This is a genomic window from Sphingomonas sp. Leaf30 (genome assembly GCF_001422525.1).
Taxonomy (GTDB): Bacteria; Pseudomonadota; Alphaproteobacteria; order Sphingomonadales; family Sphingomonadaceae; genus Sphingomonas; species Sphingomonas aerolata.
In genome coordinates, this window is sequence record NZ_LMKZ01000012.1 from 53,209 (window position 1) to 69,493 (window position 16,285).

Sequence of the window (16,285 nt, forward strand, 5' to 3'; positions counted from 1 at the left end):
GCCGGTTCGGCGCCATTTGCGAGGACGAGACGTCCCGCTGCCCACCCGTCCTACCCATTCGACTGATGCATTTGGTCGAACGGCGCCTGCGCCGACGGTCGACCCTCAGTTCGACATGAGCCGCGTCAGGTCGGGATCGACCTTGCATTCGTAGGACGTTTCCCGATCCGTCGGACCAATGCCGTCGTAGCGCGCCGCCTGGGGGAACGGGCATAGCGGCCGCGTGAACCGGACCGTGCCGGCGTCCAGCTTGGCTGCAATGAGGCGGTCGGGTGCCCTACCCCGTTCGACCCAGCGGATCAGCGACCACACCACATCGCCTGCGGGATCGGTGGACTCGCCCGGGTGGCCGGATCCGCCGAACGCATCGGCACCGGGCCCGCCGGCGCAATGATACATGCCCGGCACCATGAACAGGCGCACCGAATCGCGAAGCCGGGCGATGCCGCCCTGCGCGCGCGCGAGATCGCGGTAATAGCGAAGCGTCGGTCCGGCGTTGGTCGAGGGATCGGCCCAACCCTGATAGAGGATCGCCTTGCCGCCGGCGCGCAGGAAGGGTGAGATCGCCGTCTTGTCCGCCCGCAACTCGGGCATGGCGCGGTTGGCGGCGGCCAGATCGGCCGTGCGCCGGAAACGGTCTTCGTTCCAGTCGGGGTCCGCGTGGACGCCGTCCGCCCACATCGCGCGAAGTAGCGGCGATGGTGGCCCCGGCCGGGTCCGCACTCCGGGATAGAGTCCCCAGTCCATCGCCCTGCCCCGTTCGTCGGGCATCGGCTTCACGATCGTCTCGAGCATCGCCAGTTTCGGAGCGGACAGGCAGTCTGTCGCCTGCCCGGGCCGACACGCCAGAGTCGCGATAGCGAACCGGCATTGCAGCGGGTTCGCGACGATGCCGTCGGCGACGCCGTCCTTGGCGTCGCACGCCGCCGTCGCGCGGCGTTCGTACAGCGCCCAGTCGCCATCGCGGAGCGCGCCTGCGGGGTCGTGCTTCTGTAGCAGCGCGCCCCACATCATGCGCACCGACTGGAGCGGCATATACGGCCCGGGCGCACCGGCGATCACCCCGTCATAGTCGCCGGGATAGTTCTGCATTTCCTTCAGCGCCTGGCGTCCACCGCCCGAACAGCCCAGGAAATAGCTCTTGGCGACATCGCGGCGATAGTAGCGCCGCGCGATCGCCTTGGCCGCCCGCGCGGTGAGATGCGTCGCGCGATGTTCGTAGTCGACGCGCGCCTTGGCGTCCGCCATCCAGCGCGCCTGCGTGCTCTTGTGGCCGCCGTCGGTGGTCACGGTCGCAAACCCTTGCGCGACACGGCGGCTCATATCTGCATAGTTGAACACCCCGGCATCGCCGCCGACGCCCGCCCCCAGCAGCCGCCCGTTCCAGTCGATCGGTAGCCAGAGTTCGAAGCCGATATCGCCCCCGATCGTCCCCTCGACGCGGCAGAGCGGAACGCGCACCGGGACCGGCTGATAATGGCCCGTCGTGACCGGGCTCCATGCCGGCGCCGGGGTGATTGTCGTCGCCCGGACAACGCTCACGCCGGCTGGCATCGGTCCGGCAAGCGCGGCGCATGCCGCGGCAGCCGCGGCAGCAAGCATCAGAACTTCACCTGCGCGGTCACCGATATGATGCGCGGCACGGGGTTGGCGGACTGTGGATCATAGCCGTTGGTGGTGTCGACGAAGGGCGGTGTCTCGTCGAACAGGTTGCGCACGTCGCCAGTCAGGGTCAGGTGGTCGTTGAAGGCATAGCCGACCGACAAGTCGAACGTGTCGTAGTTGCCGACCGCCTGGACCGGCGCGACCGTGTTGTTGTCATAGCCGGACAGGTGATTCCACGTGAACCGAGACCGCAGACCGCCCCACAACAGCCCGACATCGGCCTGGGTGCGGAATTTCTGCGGAAAGCCGAACGTGTCGAGCACGTCGATCAGCCCCGAACCGGGCACCGCCTCGAACCGATAGTCGAGGACATAGGTGCCCTGGATCCCCGCATCGAGCTTCGCATCGCCTAGGCTCCAGTCGTAGGTCAGCCCGAAATCGAGCCCGCGCAGCAGCGTCGTCCCGAGGTTCTGGCGTCGGCCGTCGGCGATGAAGGTGACCTGCGACTGATCGATCGCGCTGTTGATCGGCAGGCCGGAACCGACCAGTGCGGCGATCGTGGCGGCACTGGGATTGAGCTGGACGAAATCGGCGTAGAGCGGATTGGTGAGCAGACCCGCCGTGCCGCGCAACGCCTGGATCTGGTCGGTGTAGTCGATCCGGAAATACGTCACGCTGGCGCGCAGGCCGGGCACGTCGAGCGGTGCGGCCTCGATGCCGAACGACCAGGTCTTTGCCGTCTCGGGCTTGAGCCCCGGATTGCCGCCCGCAAGGCCGATGCCAATCTGATTGCCGGCGATCCCCGGCAGCGTATCGAAGTACAGCCCGGCACCGCCGGCGACGGTCGATACCTCGGTGAACGTGGGCGCACGGAACGACGTGCCATAGCTGCCGCGCAGCGACAGGCCCGGGAACGGCTTGTACGTCACACCGATCTTGGGATTGGTGGTGCTGCCGAAATCGCTGTAATGTTCGTAGCGCAGCGCCAGCGACAGCGACAGTTGCTCGATTCCGGCCGATGCGTTGGCCGCGCCAACCACCGGTACGAACAATTCGCCGAACGCAGCGGAGACGGTACGGCTACCGTCGTCGTTGACGCTGACCGGCGTCGCCGCCTGGCCGGTCAGCAGATCGCTGAACGTGTATTCGACGCGGCGTTCGCCGCCGATCGCGATGCGGACGTTGCCGCCGGGCAGCGCGAACAGCGAACCGTCGGCCTGCGCGTTGATCACGTCGAGCCGGGTGCGGCCCGTGATGACGAACAGGTTGTCGGTGATGCGGTCGATCGTCGCGCGGTTGTTGGGCCCGCCGAACAGGTTGAGCGCGGTCTCGGTGTTGGTGTCGGCCAGCGCCGCGGCGAGTGCGGCGGCATTCACCCCCGAATAGCGGCGATCCGCGACCTCCTCCGATTCGCCGTGCGCGTAATAGACCGTGCCCTTGAAGTCGCCGAACAGCGCTGCCTCCACCCCGCCCGACACGTTCCATGAGTCAGCCCGGTAGGGATTATATTGCAGGCCGATGGTGGGAACGAGCGAATAGGCAACCTGAACCGAGGTCGCGCCCGCGACCGGGCTGACGAAGAACGGGTTGGTGTTGCGGACCGTCGCGTTGATCGTCGGATTGATCGCCAGCTCGCCCTGGCGACGCGAATAGAAGCCGTCGCCGAAGACGCGGATGTTCTCGGTAATGTCCTGGCTGAACGCGCCGACCACGCTGTAGCGTTCCTGCTCGGCGATGACCGGATCGAGCCCGCCGTAGAAGCAGCGATTGGCCGTGCCGCGGACCAGCGATCCGACGTTCGACGCCGTGACGCCGCCTGTCGGGATGGCATAAGTGCCCCCGCCGACGGTGATCGTGCCGGGGTCGCAATTGGTGACGCGCAGGTCGCGCCCGCCGCGGTCGCGGTTGTCGTTCTGGTAGAAATCGAGGTCGCTGCCGAACAGCGGCGAGTTGTGCGTATATTCGCCCGACAGCATCGCATAGCCGGTGTCCCAGCGCTTGCCTGCGATCAGCGCCGCCTGCTTCTCGTCATAGTTGCTGTCGGTGAAGCCGTAGCGCGCGCGTCCCTCGATGCCGTCGAAATCCTTGCGCAGGATGAAGTTGACGACGCCGGCGATCGCATCGGACCCGTAGATCGCCGACGCTCCGTCGGCGACGACCTCGACGCGGCTGAGCGCGATCGATGGCAGGACCGACGGATCGGTGAACTGGCCCTGCGTTCCCTGCGGCGGAAAGCGGCGACCGTCATAGAGCAGCAAGGTGGCATTCGTGCTGAGACCGCGCAGGTTGATACCGGCGCCACGCGTCGCGTTGGCTGCGCCGTTCTGCGACGATCCGCCGGCGCGGTTGGCACCGAGCGAGACGACCTGCGGCACGCGGCGCAGGAGGTCGTTGGTCGAGGTCACGGGCTCCTGCGCGATCTTCGCCTGGTCGATCGCGATGACGTTCGAGCCGACCGGTGCGATGCCGCGGATCCGGCTGCCGGTGACAATGATGTCCTGTGTCGCCTTATCGTCGGGCAGGCCCTGTTCGGCAGGTCCGGCGATCGCCGGCTCGCTCGCGGGCACGTCCTGCGCGGTCTGCGCCAGCGCCGGGTGCGCCAGTCCCATGGCAAGTGCGCCAAGTCCTGCTTTGGCCAGCCAGCCGGCACGGCACGCATGGGTATCCGTCATTTTCTCTCTCCCTAGTTTCGCCTGCCGCTTGATGTCGCGGCTTGGCGCAATGCTATTGGTCAGACAGTCTCGGCGCGGGCCGGAACGACGCGGCGCGAAAAGCGCGGCGCCAGCGACAGCAGGACGATGGCACCGATCAGGATCGCGGCGCCGACCAGTTCGGCCGGGCGCGGCATCGGCAGCCCCCAGAACAGAGCGAGCAGAACCGCACCGCCGACGCCGGCGACCAGGCTGGCGGCACGCTCCAGCGGCACGCAATAGGCGTTCTCGCGCGCGTCGAGCAGGATGATGATCGCAAAGACCGAGATGACGGTCAGCGTCAGGCCGATCGCGAACAGCGGCACGATGACCGGATCGCTCCATACCGAGACGAAGCCCCAGCCCAGCGCACCCGATTGCGAACCGATGCCGGACGCCGAGATCGCGGCGAGCACTGCCACCGACAGCGGCAGCGCGATGACCTTTTCCTCGACGAAGTAGCGCCGCACCGATGCGGGTTCGCCGGTCTTCGAGACCTTGGTCATCACGGCCAGGCGGAGGAAATAGCCGGCGGTGTAGAGCACGACCGTGAGGATCGCGAGCGGCGGCAGGTCGAAGCCGCCGCGATCGAACAGCGTGATGATCAGCGCGACCAGCACCATCGCCAGCGCGACCCAGCTCCACCAGCGCACCTTGCGCCCGAACATCAGGTCGACCAGCGGCGCGATCAGCAGGATGTCGCCGCGCATCAGCAGCTGGATGAACGGGATCGAGACGCCTTGGAAGGTGAAGGACAAGGGCACGGTGAACAGCACCAGCGCCGTCCCGAGACCCGAAAGCAGCGTGTATTTCGTCGGCACCGGCACCCGTGCGCCGGCGATGCGGACGGCATTGGCGTCGCGATGCCAGCCCGACGCCCAGATGAAAACATAGGTCAGTACGGTGCTGATGATCAGCGAGGCGGGCAGCGTCTCCAGTCCCGTCAGCGGACGTCCCAGGCCTGCATGCGGCATGCTCGTCACCAGCTTGGTGATGATCACGTTCGGCAGATACGCCAGGAAGTAGAGAAGGACATAGCCCTCTAGCGGAAAGCGCTCCCAGCGGTTCATGCCGCCTCTGCCAGTTCGACCATGTCGCTGGTGACTGTATAGCGCGCGTTGAGCCCGGCCTCTGCGGTGATCGCGGTCATGTAGTCGACGATCTCGGCATGCCGCGCGCTGCCGGGCGCTGCCAGCCGCGGCACGGCGTCGGTATCGATGTAGAGCGGCAGCAATCCGGCGCGGACGATCTTGCCGCCGGCGATCTCCAGCCGGGCGGCCATCGACAGGCGCGACGCGGCGGGGAAGTTGTACAGACTGTCGAAATCCGGCTCCCATTCCTCCGCCAGGACCCGGATCTCGTTGAAGCTCTTCGACGCTGCGTGCGCCGGATCCATCCGCAGATCGGTCGCGAAATTGCACAGCGAGTAAAAGACGGGCTTGCCGTCGATGATCTCGCATCCCTTCAGAATATGCGCGTGACCGCCGAGGATGGCGTCGGCCCCCGCGGCGATCGCCGCACGCGCGACGTCGCGCTGATAGTCGGCGATCGTCGCACGGACAAAGTGGATGCCCCAATGCTGCGAGACGATCACGACGTCGGCATGGGCCTTTGCCGCGCGAATATCGGCCTCCATCGCCGCCAGATCGTCGCGGTGCGGATAGGTATGAACCCGCGCAGGCGTGCCGGGCTGGTCGTGTTCGACCTGTTCATAGACTGTGAAGGCGCGCATCGGCGCACATCCGGGCCGACGCTCGTCGGCCCAATAGGCTTGAGGCAGGATGCTGCAATAGGCGAGCACCGCGACCTTCGTACCGTCGGCGAGCGTGAACAGTGCCGGTCTGCGGGCCGCGCGGATATCGGCTCCGGCGCCGACCGTCTGCACGCCAGCGGCGTGGAGATGCGCTTGCGTCTCGAAGAACGCGTTGTTCCCCCAGTCGAGCACGTGGTTGCCCGCGAGCGAGACGATGTCGAAGCCGGCGCGACCGAGCGCCGCGGCGCCGTCGGGGCGCGCGAGGACGGCGTGGCGCGCCTGTGGCAGGCGCACGCCGCGCTCGGCGAAGCTCGTTTCGATCTGGCCGAAGGTGATGTCCGCCGCGGTCAATATGTCGCGCGTGGCGGCGAAGCTCTCGTCATAGACGTCGCGGTCCATCGCCAGGTCGCCGACGGCCAGGAAGACATGGCTCATGCCGGGGCCCCGAACGCGATCGGCGCGGTCAGTGCGCCGATCTCGGGAAAGCGGGTCGGGCGAGGCTCGGCCGTGAGCGTGAAGTGCGGCGCCGCCGCGAGGAGTTCCTCGACGGCGACGACCAGTTCGAGCTTGGCCAGGCCGGCGCCGATGCAGGTATGCGGACCGCGCCCGAAGGCCAGCGAATCCTTCATGTTGGGACGATCGATCCGGAAGCTGTCGGGATCGTCGAAAACGTCGGCGTCGCGGTTGGCGGACGCGTAGACCAGCGCGATCGGCTCGCCCGCCGGGATCGGGCACCCGCGGACGACAACGTCCTTAACCGCGGTGCGAGCGAACCCGCGATACGGCGTGTAGAGGCGCAGGAACTCGTCGACCGCCGCCGGGATCAGCGACGGGTCGGCGCGCAATGCGGATTGCAGCACCGGATCGCGGCTGAGATGGACCGCGATCGAGCCGAGCAGCACGCTCGGCGCGATGATGCCGACCACCAGCACCTGGCGGATCGTCCCGACGATCAGTTCCTCGGGCAAGGGCTCGCCGTCGACGCGCACGGCGAGCAAGGCACTGGTCGCATCCTCGTCCTCCGCCATCGGATTGGCGCGGCGGTCCGCGACGATTGCGCGGGCCATGTCGTACAGCACCAGGCTGGATTCCTTGGTCGCGTCCATGTCGGCGAACTGGACGGCGATATTGTAGCGCTGGCCGACCGTGGTCAGTTCGGTGACCGCGTCCGCCGACAGGTTCATCCAGTGCGCGAAGGTGGCGATGGGCATATGCGCGCCATAGTCGGCGACAACGTCACCGCCGCCGGCATCGCGCATCGTGGCGAGAAGATCACGACAGATCATCCGGATCACCGGCTCGAGCCGAGCAATTCGGCGCTCGGTGAACAACGGTGCGAGCGCACGCCTATAGGGCGTGTGCTCGGGCGGATCGAGATGCAGCGGCGGCCGGCGCCCAGTAAACGCGACCTTCGGGATGACGTTCTGCTTGGATGTAATGAACGTCTGCCAGTCGCTTGCCGCCTCGGCGACGTCGGCGTGCTTCATCAAAGCCCAGAACCCGCCCCAGGCGTCGCTGTGCGCAACCGGACATTCGGCACGAAGCCGCGCATAATCGGCGTTCGCGCTGTCGAAAGTCTCCGGCGCGAGGGGATTAAAGTCATGTGTCATAACAATTCAAATAGCAGTCCATGTAAGCGCTTGCAACGGGATTTTTGCATGTGGGCATGGGTTGGGTCATAGGGTCGCCTATGATCACCCGCGCCCCCCGCCTGGACGACGTTGCCGCACACGCCGGCGTCTCGGCCGCCACGGTGTCGCGGTTCCTCAACAATCCGGCAGTGGTCGCAGAGGCGACCGCTGTGCGCATCCGTGCCGCGATCCTGGCCGTGAACTACGTTCCCAATCTCAATGCCGGTGCCCTCGCCGGAAGCCGGTCGCGGTTGATCGCCGCGCTCGTGCCGGACATCGCGGCATCGATCTTCAACGACACCGTCGAAGCGATGATCGAGGAACTGGCGAGCGACGGCAACAGCGTGGTGCTGGCGCTGACCGGACCCGACAATCACCGGCTGCATGCCGAAATCAACATGGCGCTGGCGCGGCGCGTCGATGCGATCATTCTGACCGGGATTGTGTCCGATGCCGCGACGCGCGCACGATTGCGGGCGAACCCGGTCACGGTGATCGAGACCTGGGGCCTGCCCGAGGATCCCATCGACGTCGCGGTCGGCTTCTCGCACCACGCGGCGGGGGTGGAAATGGCCCGGTTCCTGCGCGGCCGCGGGTATCGCCGGCCCCATCTCGTGGTCCCGATGTCGTCGCGCTCGGAGCGTCGCGCCAACGGGTTTGCAGAGCGCTGGGTTCACGATGGCGGGACCGAACCGACCCGACTCGACGTCAACGTGCCGAGCCATTTCGGCCAGGGCCGGCTGAGCTATCGCGCGCTCGCCGATCTGGCCGAACAGCCCGACGTCGTCGTGTGCGGATCGGACTGGATCGCGCAGGGGCTGATCGTTGAGGCTCAGGCGGCGGGCATCCGTGTGCCCGACCAGCTGGCGGTAACGGGGTTCGGCAATCTCCGGATGGCGGGCGACATGCGCCCGACGATCACGTCGGTCGACATCGATGGGGCGCGGATCGCGCGCGAGGTACTCCGCGTGCTGCGCGCACGGGCCGCAAACGAGCCGATCGAGACCCGAATTGATGTCGGGTTTCGCGTGATTGCCCGGGAGAGCGCATGAAAACTCTTGCATAGTCGGCAGAATACGAAATAGCTTTCCTCTATAACAAAAATGGGAGAGTGAGATGCGGAGCGGATTGATCTTGTCGCTGGCGCTCGGCACCGCCGCGATCGCCTCGGCCCAGCAGACCCCGCTAGGCGAGGCTGCTGGTGATCATGCGACGCTCCGCGCCGCTGCGAACATACGACCGGATTCGCGTGGCACCGGCCCCTACCCCGCCGTCAGGCAGGTCGACGCCACGCTTGCCGCGCATGTCCTGTATCGTCCTGCCGATCTCGCGGCGCTCGGCGGGCGCAAGCTCGGCGTTCTGGTATGGGGCAATGGCGGTTGCAGCGCCGACGGCGCCAGCGCGCGCTTTCATCTCGCCGAGATCGCCTCGTACGGCTATCTGGCGATTGCGCCGGGCAAGGTGTTGAGCGGACCGGGGGCCCCGGCCGTCCCGCCTCCGCCCCGCGACACCGCTCCCCGGAAACTTGCGGTCGAGACCAGCGCCGACGATGTTCGCGCCGGTATCACTTGGGCGCTGTCGGAAAACCAGCGCAAGGGAAGCCCTTATTACCAGCGGATCGACCCGCGATTGGTCGCGGTGGCCGGGCATAGCTGCGGCGGGCTCCAGGCCTTGCAAGTCGCCGGCGACCCGCGGGTCCATGCGGTGATCGTCCACAACAGCGGCGTGTTCACCGACGGCAGCAATCCGATTGCCGGCATGGCGGTCGACAAGTCGCTGCTCAGGACCCTTCACACGCCGGTGCTCTACGTTCTGGGGGGCACCGGCGACATCGCCTATCCCAACGGCACGGACGACTTCCGCAAGATCGATCACGTTCCGGCCATGCTGCTTAACCTGCCGGTGGGTCATGGCGGCACGTTCCTCGACGCGAACGGCGGACGCGTCGCGCGCGTCGCTGTCAGCTGGCTCGAGTGGCAGCTGCGGGGCGACAAGACGGCAGCCCGGCTGTTCACCGGCAAGGATTGCGGGCTGTGCACCGACGCCCAGTGGACGGTCGAGCGACGCGGGATCGACTAGCCGTAGTAGACGCTATTTGCACACTCCTCCACGTACGCAGGGCCGTAGCATGGGCGGCGGCGTGTAGGACACGAACGCCGTCGGCGCCGGTTCCCAACGCCCTCGGGCCAGCCGTGCGTCGAGATAGCGGATGGACGCCAGCGTCGTTGCCGGCGTGAAGGTGCAATGGCCGGCCCCGCGGACATAGGCGCTCTTGACGTCGCGGCCGCGCGCGGCCTCGGCATAGCCGCGCTGCATCGACGGCGAAGTTAGGCCGTCGCCGATCATCTGCACAGCGAGCAGCGGGACTTTGGGGCGGGCATCGGGCGTGTAGTGCCGCATCATATACTCCACCGCACCCGGCGTGGCGGCAACGCGCGCGCCGCGTTCGAGCCGCGTGATATCCGCATCCAGATCAAGCCCGGCCTTGCGGTACAGTGCCTCGATCAACGGCCGGCGGCCCGATCGGGCCAGTTGCGCGCGATAGTCGACCGCGGTGTTCCATGAGAAGACGCCGCCCGCGCGGCGCTCCTGGTCCTGCCGCGGCAGAAATATGCCCCGCGCGAAGCTGCGCGCAATCTCGCCGGCCTGCGCGTCATAGTCGGCTGCGGAGGGCTCGGACGTGTCGACGCTGGTCCATCCGGGAATACCACCCAAGACGCCGGCGAGGACGGTACGGGCACGCCCCCCAACCGTCTCCCCGGCCTTAGCGACGGCATCAGCGACGCGCTTCGAATTAGCGCGATCGTCGTCGACGTTGACCAGCTGGATGCCGTCATCCGGTGCAACAAGGGTACGGAAGGCGTAGGCGCCGTCGAGCGCCATGTTCATCATACCCACCGCGCCACCGATCGATGCGCACATCGGCAGCGCGCCATCGATCGCCGGGTCGGACTGCTCGGCCAGCGCCGTGGTCACGAGACCGCCCATCGAATGACCCCATGCGATCACGCGCTTTGGCTTACCGTGCGCGGCAGAGAAAGCGGCGATGGTTGCACGTTGCGCCAGTACCGCTTCCTCGATCGCCCACCCCCCGCTTCCATAATTGGACGCCGCCAAGGCATAGCCGGATTTGAGCAAGAGTTGACGGACGGTCTCTGGCGCAACCTCGGGTACTCCCGCGGTCTGGGAATAGCCGCGGCTGTAGAGCAGAAGCACGCCATTCCACCGGACGGGCATGGCGACCGCCCACCGCGCACCACCTGATAATATGTTCACGTTGGCGGCTCGTTGCGCGGACTGCTGCGCCACCGACACGGTCGGGGCAAGGGCAGCCGCGAGGGCAACCGAGAGAGCCAGAGTGCGCATCGTTATATTCAGCTCCCATTTTTCCCTTGCATCAACGATAGTTTAGATGAAAGCGATTGCATATAATGTTTTGCGATAAAACAATATCCGCGCGGATTGCCGATCACGTTGCTGGGTTGGAGGTCTCTCACCTCGACCCGTCGACCCAACACGCCACCCGTCGCGCGCTGCTTGATGCGCTCGGCGTGATGCTTGCTGCGAGCGGGATCACAAGCGATCCGGTCCCGTACCGGACAGTCGCGCTGGCGCATCGCGGTGGTCGGTCGCGGATCCTCGGCACGGAGTTTACCGCCGGCCCAACGGCCGCGGCGCTCGCCAATGCTGCGCTGGCGCATGCCCTCGACTACGGCGACACCTTCGATCCCGGGCCGGCGCATCCCAATGCCGCGTTGGTCCCCGCGCTGCTCGCCCTTGCGGATGCGGACCCGTCGATCGACGCCGCGCGGTTCCTAACCGCAATGACGGCAGGCAGTGATCTGGCCTGCCGGCTGTCACTCGCACCGGCGCGCGCTTATGAGGATGGCGGGTGGTATCCGCCGCCTTTGGTTGGCCTCGTCGCTGCCGCGGCGGCGTGCGCTAAGCTGTTAGGTCTGGATGCCGACGGGATCCGTCATGCGATCGGTCTAGCGATGCTGCAGGGCAGCTTTCCGGGCGAGATCAAATATGATGCAACGTCACCCCTGCGTGGCGTGCGCGAGGCGTTCGCGGCGCGCGGCGCGGTCGAGGCCGCGTTGCTGGCGCAGGCTGGCGCAAGGGCCTTTGCCACACCGCTGGAAGGGCGCGCAGGCTTCTTTGCCGTGTACGGTGGCGGTCCGGCTCGGGCTGTGCTCACTGCCGACCTCGGCGTACGCTTCCTTGGCGACGCGGTGAGTTTCAAGCCATGGCCGTGTTGCCGCGGCACGCATGCCTATATCGAAGCCGCGCTCGCCTTGCGCGACCGCTGCAACTGGCACGAGATCGACGGCGTCACCGCCGAAATCGGGCCTATCCAGTCCATGCTTATCCGGCCCCAGTCCGACAAGGCCGTGCCAAAGAGCGCGATAGACGCGAAGTTCAGCATTCCGTTCACGACCGCGTGGGCCCTTGTCCATGGCAGCGTATCTCTCGATTCATTCGATGATCAGGCGCGCGCCGATGGCGAGGTAATAGGCTTGGCGAAGCGCATCACGGAATATCGCAACCCCAACTGGGGCCGGGAGCATGCCGCCAGCGGTTCCCTTGTCGTCACGATGCCCTCGGGCGCGCGGCTCGATCATGCCGTAGCGCATGCGATCGGGCATCCGGGCAATCCGCTGTCTGACGACGTGCTTACGGAAAAGTTCGTCACCTGCGCGGCGCGGGCGGATATGCCGATCGCGGCACACCGCGCGCGCACCATGGCAGCGCAAATTCTTGGATTTGGCGGCCGGTCCTCAGCGTCGGCGCTGCTGCGTCCGGCGTGAACAGACGCTTGACGCCGTCGCTGTCCCCCGCTTCAATCTTAGTGCGGGCGAGCGAGACACGAACGGGGGAATCCCTCTGTTGTCGCTACGGCGCTGTCGGACGCCCTCCTGACGTGGTTTCACCCGCAGCTTCCGGGCCCCCTGTCCATGCCATAAAACTCTCCGGGTAAGGCGGTTATCAGCCTCTGACCTTCGACAGCACACGTGCGGCTCCATTGCTCCTGGCGGCAAGCTTGGGTCCGTAGCGCAACGCGCTCGACGACGAAGACCAGCGCAGTGCTTGGGCAATGCCAACGCTGTCCTCGCCGGCCGCAAACTAATACTGCGTGAGTCCTACGCGTAGCGAGTGACTCAACAGCGCCCGCGCTGCTTCTTCAACCTTGCCGATCGGCATCTCGACCAGGCCCTGATCGAATGAACTCAACGCTACGCGCCGATAGATCCCGTTGACGCCCTGACGACTAAGCGACGCCTTACCAACGGTATAGACCGTCCGCGCCGGTTCGGCCTTCTTGCCCTTGAGCTACTCTTGCCAGTGTCGCGTGTGCCCCGGGATCGCCTCATACGCCATCGGCGGGACCGCGGCGCGCAAACGGCGACGATCGACTCCAATGCGGCAGAAGACCGGCCTCTCGGTGATGGCACTCGCAACCAGCCAAGCGCCGACCCGGCGCATTGTGTCGGCAGATAGCCAGCCCCAGGCCCCCTGCCCTTCCTGATCGGTCTTGGACGACGGAATGAACAACAGTGCCGAACCATCGCTGTGCGGATCGATGTGCGCGACGGTGAACGCGACGAGCTCGCTGACCCGCAATCCCGCGTCATAGCCGAGCGACAGCAGTGCGGCATTGCGCAAGCCCTGTAAATTGCCGCCGCAGCCGCCGAGCAGCGCGGTCAACGTGAACCCCTTAGTATGGGGATCTAGCGAGGCCCCGAAGCGTAATGGGGCCTCCTGGCGTTGAGCAGCGCCACGACGCCGGCGGAGGCCCTTGAGCGCGGCACGGACCATGACGTGGCTGGTCGGCGCATGCCCCCTCTCCTGCAGACCTGACAGGCCGTGCGCGGTGGCAAGACTGGCAACCCGCCGGGCGAACGTCGAGCAGGTCGCGGGTGGAGCGTGCCAGTCGGTCGAGCCGCGTCACCGCCACCGTGTCTTAGTCGCGCAGTTGCTCGATCATCTTGACTAGCTCAAGCCGGTCACACTTTACGCCTGAGGTCTTCCACTCGAAAGTCCGCTTGCATCCGGCCTCTTTCAATGCGGCACGTTGCAGGCGGAGATCCTGGTCGTCGGTGGACACCCGGGCGTAGCCAATCAGGCTGTCGCATAATTGTATTTAAACGAAGATATTATGCAACAGACTTTTGCGACATGAGTGCACGAGGGCACAATTGCGTTGAAAGCGATGTCGCGAGACTTAGCATATTTGCGACACGAGGGCGCCGAGCTTTGGGGATCTGCCGCATGCATGCCATTGGTGGTACGATGATCGTATGCTGAAAATACGGATGAAGCGGGACGCGGAGCAGAACGCGGGCGCGATGAAGCGTCTCACGCAGATCGAGATGTCGATCATAGAACTCGGAAACGAGGACCTACTCGATCTTGCCGACATTTTTAGGGGGAAGCCCAAGACGGCTATCGCGCAGTATGCCTTCGCTGAGATGGCCCGGCGCAAAATCAGCCTTTAAGCCGCCTGGACAATCCGGCCGGTATGACGGCTTTCGCCCATTTTCCGACATTCCGATCTAATCTATCACCTCTCGTATGGTACGAACTCAAAGATGCGTCACCGCAATCACAACGGCTTGGTTGATCCTATCAAGCGTGGCCTTGGACGCCCGACTTCCAAGTTTTGACCAAAGGTCAGTGCCATCCGCGCCCCCGGCTGAATACGACCCTATATCCGGTCCGTTTTGGGCTAGAGTAAGCGAGAAGGGCGAACTCGACGATCCGGGGGTGATTGCTAATGCTACCGCGTCTTGGGCCGGACCGAATTTGTCTTCCTTTATATTATGCTTCCAACCGGGAGCCGATCGTGACGGCTGGCAGATTGCGGCTAATGCCTTTCACAACGTTTCGGTTAAACTCAAAGAACAGGGCGCGGTGACAGTTGTTATAGACGGAAAGCGCATCTGTGGCGCCGCTCCTTCGCCCTCAATGGGAAGCAAGCCGCACGTTGAAATCCACGGCGTAATTCGCAGTTAGCGCCGTGGGTTTATGTCCGCTTACCTCTCCATCCCGGACATTCCTGATGCAAAAATCAAAAGTTTTGCATCAACAGGGCACCATAAATTACCTGTCGACTGATGCTCATTTGGGGGCGGAATAAACCACGTCGATCGCGCGGACATGGTAGCGTCCAGGCGGCAACAGCAAGCCGATGTCCTCACCTGGGCGGATTGCTACTCGATCGATCGGGACCGAGGTATCCGGTTCACCTAAGGGGCGGGCCTCGATCACACGCCACCCCTTTGCCGGTCGCAATTTGCGGGGAATGGTAATGATCCTGTCGCCTGCCATCTTACGCCAATCCGGCCGTCCGCGCGTGAATCGCTCGGTTGGATGGTCGATGATTAGATCGAACGTTCCGGCGGGTTGGTCCGAAGGTAAGGTCGCGAGCCGCATGGTTTCGCTACCGCCCCGGCATGTCGTTTGTGAGATAGTAAGAGGATCAATACCGGTCTTTTCTTTCAGCCGTGCTGCCATCCATTTCTGACCATCGGCCCGAGGAACTTCGGTTGCATGCGAATAGCCGACATGAATCAACAGCTTGGCGGCCGGGTGACTCTTTACGAATGCCGCTAGGTTGTTGGCCTGGGCTTCTTCTCGAAAAGCAATCTGCTGGCTCTGACTGACACCTTTGCTCGGCTCGTTGTGTGTGTTGTCCTCATAAGGCAGCAGGCGATAGCCAAGAGCTTTGGCTTGCCGCCCGAGCCGCCCGTAGCCCGCCTCTGAAGAGTAGTGGCCGTCGTCATCGGAAAGATAGGGCAGGTCCGGATGGCCAAGAAGCGAGGGCAGATACCGCTGTGGTACAGTAGCCGGCGGATTCGATAGCGTTTCCAGCCCCAACGTATCGTAACCCAGTGGGCGCAGGCGTCGTGCTACTTCCGCAGTAAACCAGCGGTGACGCGATCGTTCGTGGCTTTCGTTGATAATGACTATGGAAGTCTGCTCGGCTCTACGCTCAATTTCATCTAGAGCCGCTGTCGCCAGTGCAGATGGTGAGCAGTTTGTGGGTTTATAATCGTCGCTAGATGCTGCGATTAGATCCTCACGCCCGAACAGGCTGAGGGTCTGTGTGTCGCCATCCGATACAATGGGATGGTCTGGATCGATTTCCGACAGGCTCTCTAATTTCCAAGAGATCATGGAAGGCAGACTATTTACCTGAACGATCTCGAATGGCTGTGAGAGTATTACGCGCTGCCCCAGGACACCGGGTTGGTCTGTTGCACACGAGCTAAGCGAAGCAACAAAAATTGCCGCGATGAGATTTCGTGAACTCATATCTGGAATAAGTAAGCGCATATCGAATGCTACCGCTCACCTTTTCCGATTTCAACTTCTTTGGCGACAGTGAGAGCTCCCGCGTTTTCAAGCTTCTGATGCAAAAATCACGGATTTTGCATCATGCGGAAAACAGCCGAATTGCAGGCGCTTCCATGATGCATAAATCCAATGCACAATCGGGGCATGATTACGGCTACGCACGCGTCTCATCCAACGGGCAGGATCTAGGGTCAGGACCCATTGATGTTAAAGGCGCGATCTGATTCAGGCTCCGTGAGGAGACTGAG

At 64.7% G+C, this 16,285-nt stretch carries 13 protein-coding genes and 1 pseudogene; 5 read left to right on the forward strand and 9 right to left on the reverse strand.

What is annotated here, in order from left to right:
* Positions 1–105 precede the first annotated feature (105 nt).
* The 5 genes from ASE89_RS11165 to ASE89_RS11185 are packed head-to-tail and all read right to left on the reverse strand — an operon-like array spanning position 106 to position 7,658.
* Positions 106–1,602 (reverse strand): tannase/feruloyl esterase family alpha/beta hydrolase, encoded by a 1,497-nt coding sequence (locus tag ASE89_RS11165; RefSeq protein ID WP_056677622.1) that lies wholly within the window; start codon positions 1,600–1,602, stop codon positions 106–108.
* Positions 1,602–4,277, reverse strand: coding sequence for a TonB-dependent receptor (locus ASE89_RS11170; protein ID WP_056677625.1), 2,676 nt, complete (start codon positions 4,275–4,277; stop codon positions 1,602–1,604). The genes ASE89_RS11165 and ASE89_RS11170 overlap by 1 nt, the downstream gene beginning before the upstream one ends.
* Positions 4,278–4,336: 59 nt before the next feature.
* On the reverse strand, positions 4,337–5,365 hold the full coding sequence (locus tag ASE89_RS11175) for a hypothetical protein (protein ID WP_056677628.1): 1,029 nt from the start codon (positions 5,363–5,365) through the stop codon (positions 4,337–4,339).
* Positions 5,362–6,483 (reverse strand): CapA family protein, encoded by a 1,122-nt coding sequence (locus ASE89_RS11180; protein ID WP_056677632.1) that lies wholly within the window; start codon positions 6,481–6,483, stop codon positions 5,362–5,364. The genes ASE89_RS11175 and ASE89_RS11180 overlap by 4 nt, the downstream gene beginning before the upstream one ends.
* Positions 6,480–7,658 (reverse strand): cytochrome P450, encoded by a 1,179-nt coding sequence (locus ASE89_RS11185; RefSeq protein WP_056677635.1) that lies wholly within the window; start codon positions 7,656–7,658, stop codon positions 6,480–6,482. The genes ASE89_RS11180 and ASE89_RS11185 overlap by 4 nt, the downstream gene beginning before the upstream one ends.
* 80 nt (positions 7,659–7,738) lie before the next feature.
* On the opposite strand from ASE89_RS11185, the gene ASE89_RS11190 reads away from it, so the two are divergent.
* Both ASE89_RS11190 and ASE89_RS11195 read left to right on the forward strand, forming a co-directional pair.
* Positions 7,739–8,731 carry a LacI family DNA-binding transcriptional regulator gene (locus ASE89_RS11190; RefSeq protein ID WP_156363434.1) on the forward strand — a complete coding sequence of 331 codons (993 nt, stop codon included), beginning with the start codon at positions 7,739–7,741 and terminating at the stop codon, positions 8,729–8,731.
* A 64-nt stretch (positions 8,732–8,795) separates the two neighbouring features.
* On the forward strand, positions 8,796–9,758 hold the full coding sequence (locus tag ASE89_RS11195; RefSeq protein ID WP_197979497.1) for a hypothetical protein: 963 nt from the start codon (positions 8,796–8,798) through the stop codon (positions 9,756–9,758).
* Between the two features lie 12 nt (positions 9,759–9,770).
* Here ASE89_RS11195 and ASE89_RS11200 read toward each other — a convergent pair whose 3' ends face one another.
* Positions 9,771–11,045, reverse strand: a complete 1,275-nt coding sequence (locus tag ASE89_RS11200) for an alpha/beta hydrolase (RefSeq protein WP_082451425.1) — start codon at positions 11,043–11,045, stop codon at positions 9,771–9,773.
* A gap of 65 nt (positions 11,046–11,110) precedes the next feature.
* On the opposite strand from ASE89_RS11200, the gene ASE89_RS11205 reads away from it, so the two are divergent.
* Positions 11,111–12,487, forward strand: coding sequence for an MmgE/PrpD family protein (locus ASE89_RS11205; protein ID WP_082451426.1), 1,377 nt, complete (start codon positions 11,111–11,113; stop codon positions 12,485–12,487).
* A 178-nt stretch (positions 12,488–12,665) separates the two neighbouring features.
* Here ASE89_RS11205 and ASE89_RS21175 read toward each other — a convergent pair.
* Together ASE89_RS21175 and ASE89_RS11215 are read right to left on the reverse strand one after the other, a co-directional pair.
* Positions 12,666–13,586, reverse strand: a pseudogene (locus ASE89_RS21175) (integrase); the annotation flags it as partial.
* Positions 13,587–13,641: 55 nt separating this feature from the next.
* Complete coding sequence (locus ASE89_RS11215; protein ID WP_082451427.1) at positions 13,642–13,821, reverse strand: recombinase family protein; 180 nt, start codon at positions 13,819–13,821, stop codon at positions 13,642–13,644.
* Positions 13,822–13,978: 157 nt separating this feature from the next.
* Here ASE89_RS11215 and ASE89_RS11220 point away from each other — a divergent pair, with 157 nt between their 5' ends.
* A complete protein-coding gene (locus ASE89_RS11220) occupies positions 13,979–14,176 on the forward strand; it encodes a hypothetical protein (protein ID WP_056677650.1) in 198 nt (65 codons plus the stop codon).
* A 622-nt stretch (positions 14,177–14,798) separates the two neighbouring features.
* On the opposite strand, the gene ASE89_RS19785 is transcribed toward ASE89_RS11220, so the two are convergent.
* Positions 14,799–16,016 (reverse strand): hypothetical protein, encoded by a 1,218-nt coding sequence (locus tag ASE89_RS19785; RefSeq protein ID WP_156363435.1) that lies wholly within the window; start codon positions 16,014–16,016, stop codon positions 14,799–14,801.
* A 5-nt stretch (positions 16,017–16,021) separates the two neighbouring features.
* Between ASE89_RS19785 and ASE89_RS20385 the strand changes: the two genes are divergently transcribed.
* Complete coding sequence (locus ASE89_RS20385) at positions 16,022–16,261, forward strand: hypothetical protein (RefSeq protein ID WP_156363436.1); 240 nt, start codon at positions 16,022–16,024, stop codon at positions 16,259–16,261.
* Positions 16,262–16,285 lie beyond the last annotated feature (24 nt).

Excerpts from the sequence above, each read along its gene's own strand:
- ASE89_RS11165 (WP_056677622.1), bottom strand. The coding sequence starts at position 1,602 with ATGCTTGCTGCCGCGGCTGCCGCGGCATGCGCCGCGCTTGCCGGACCG.
- ASE89_RS11170 (WP_056677625.1), bottom strand. The coding sequence starts at position 4,277 with ATGACGGATACCCATGCGTGCCGTGCCGGCTGGCTGGCCAAAGCAGGA.
- ASE89_RS11175 (WP_056677628.1), bottom strand. The coding sequence starts at position 5,365 with ATGAACCGCTGGGAGCGCTTTCCGCTAGAGGGCTATGTCCTTCTCTAC.
- ASE89_RS11180 (WP_056677632.1), bottom strand. The coding sequence starts at position 6,483 with ATGAGCCATGTCTTCCTGGCCGTCGGCGACCTGGCGATGGACCGCGAC.
- ASE89_RS11185 (WP_056677635.1), bottom strand. The coding sequence starts at position 7,658 with ATGACACATGACTTTAATCCCCTCGCGCCGGAGACTTTCGACAGCGCG.
- ASE89_RS11190 (WP_156363434.1), top strand. The coding sequence starts at position 7,739 with ATGATCACCCGCGCCCCCCGCCTGGACGACGTTGCCGCACACGCCGGC.
- ASE89_RS11195 (WP_197979497.1), top strand. The coding sequence starts at position 8,796 with ATGCGGAGCGGATTGATCTTGTCGCTGGCGCTCGGCACCGCCGCGATC.
- ASE89_RS11200 (WP_082451425.1), bottom strand. The coding sequence starts at position 11,045 with ATGCGCACTCTGGCTCTCTCGGTTGCCCTCGCGGCTGCCCTTGCCCCG.
- ASE89_RS11205 (WP_082451426.1), top strand. The coding sequence starts at position 11,111 with ATGTTTTGCGATAAAACAATATCCGCGCGGATTGCCGATCACGTTGCT.
- ASE89_RS11220 (WP_056677650.1), top strand. The coding sequence starts at position 13,979 with ATGCTGAAAATACGGATGAAGCGGGACGCGGAGCAGAACGCGGGCGCG.
- ASE89_RS19785 (WP_156363435.1), bottom strand. The coding sequence starts at position 16,016 with ATGCGCTTACTTATTCCAGATATGAGTTCACGAAATCTCATCGCGGCA.
- ASE89_RS20385 (WP_156363436.1), top strand. The coding sequence starts at position 16,022 with ATGCTACCGCTCACCTTTTCCGATTTCAACTTCTTTGGCGACAGTGAG.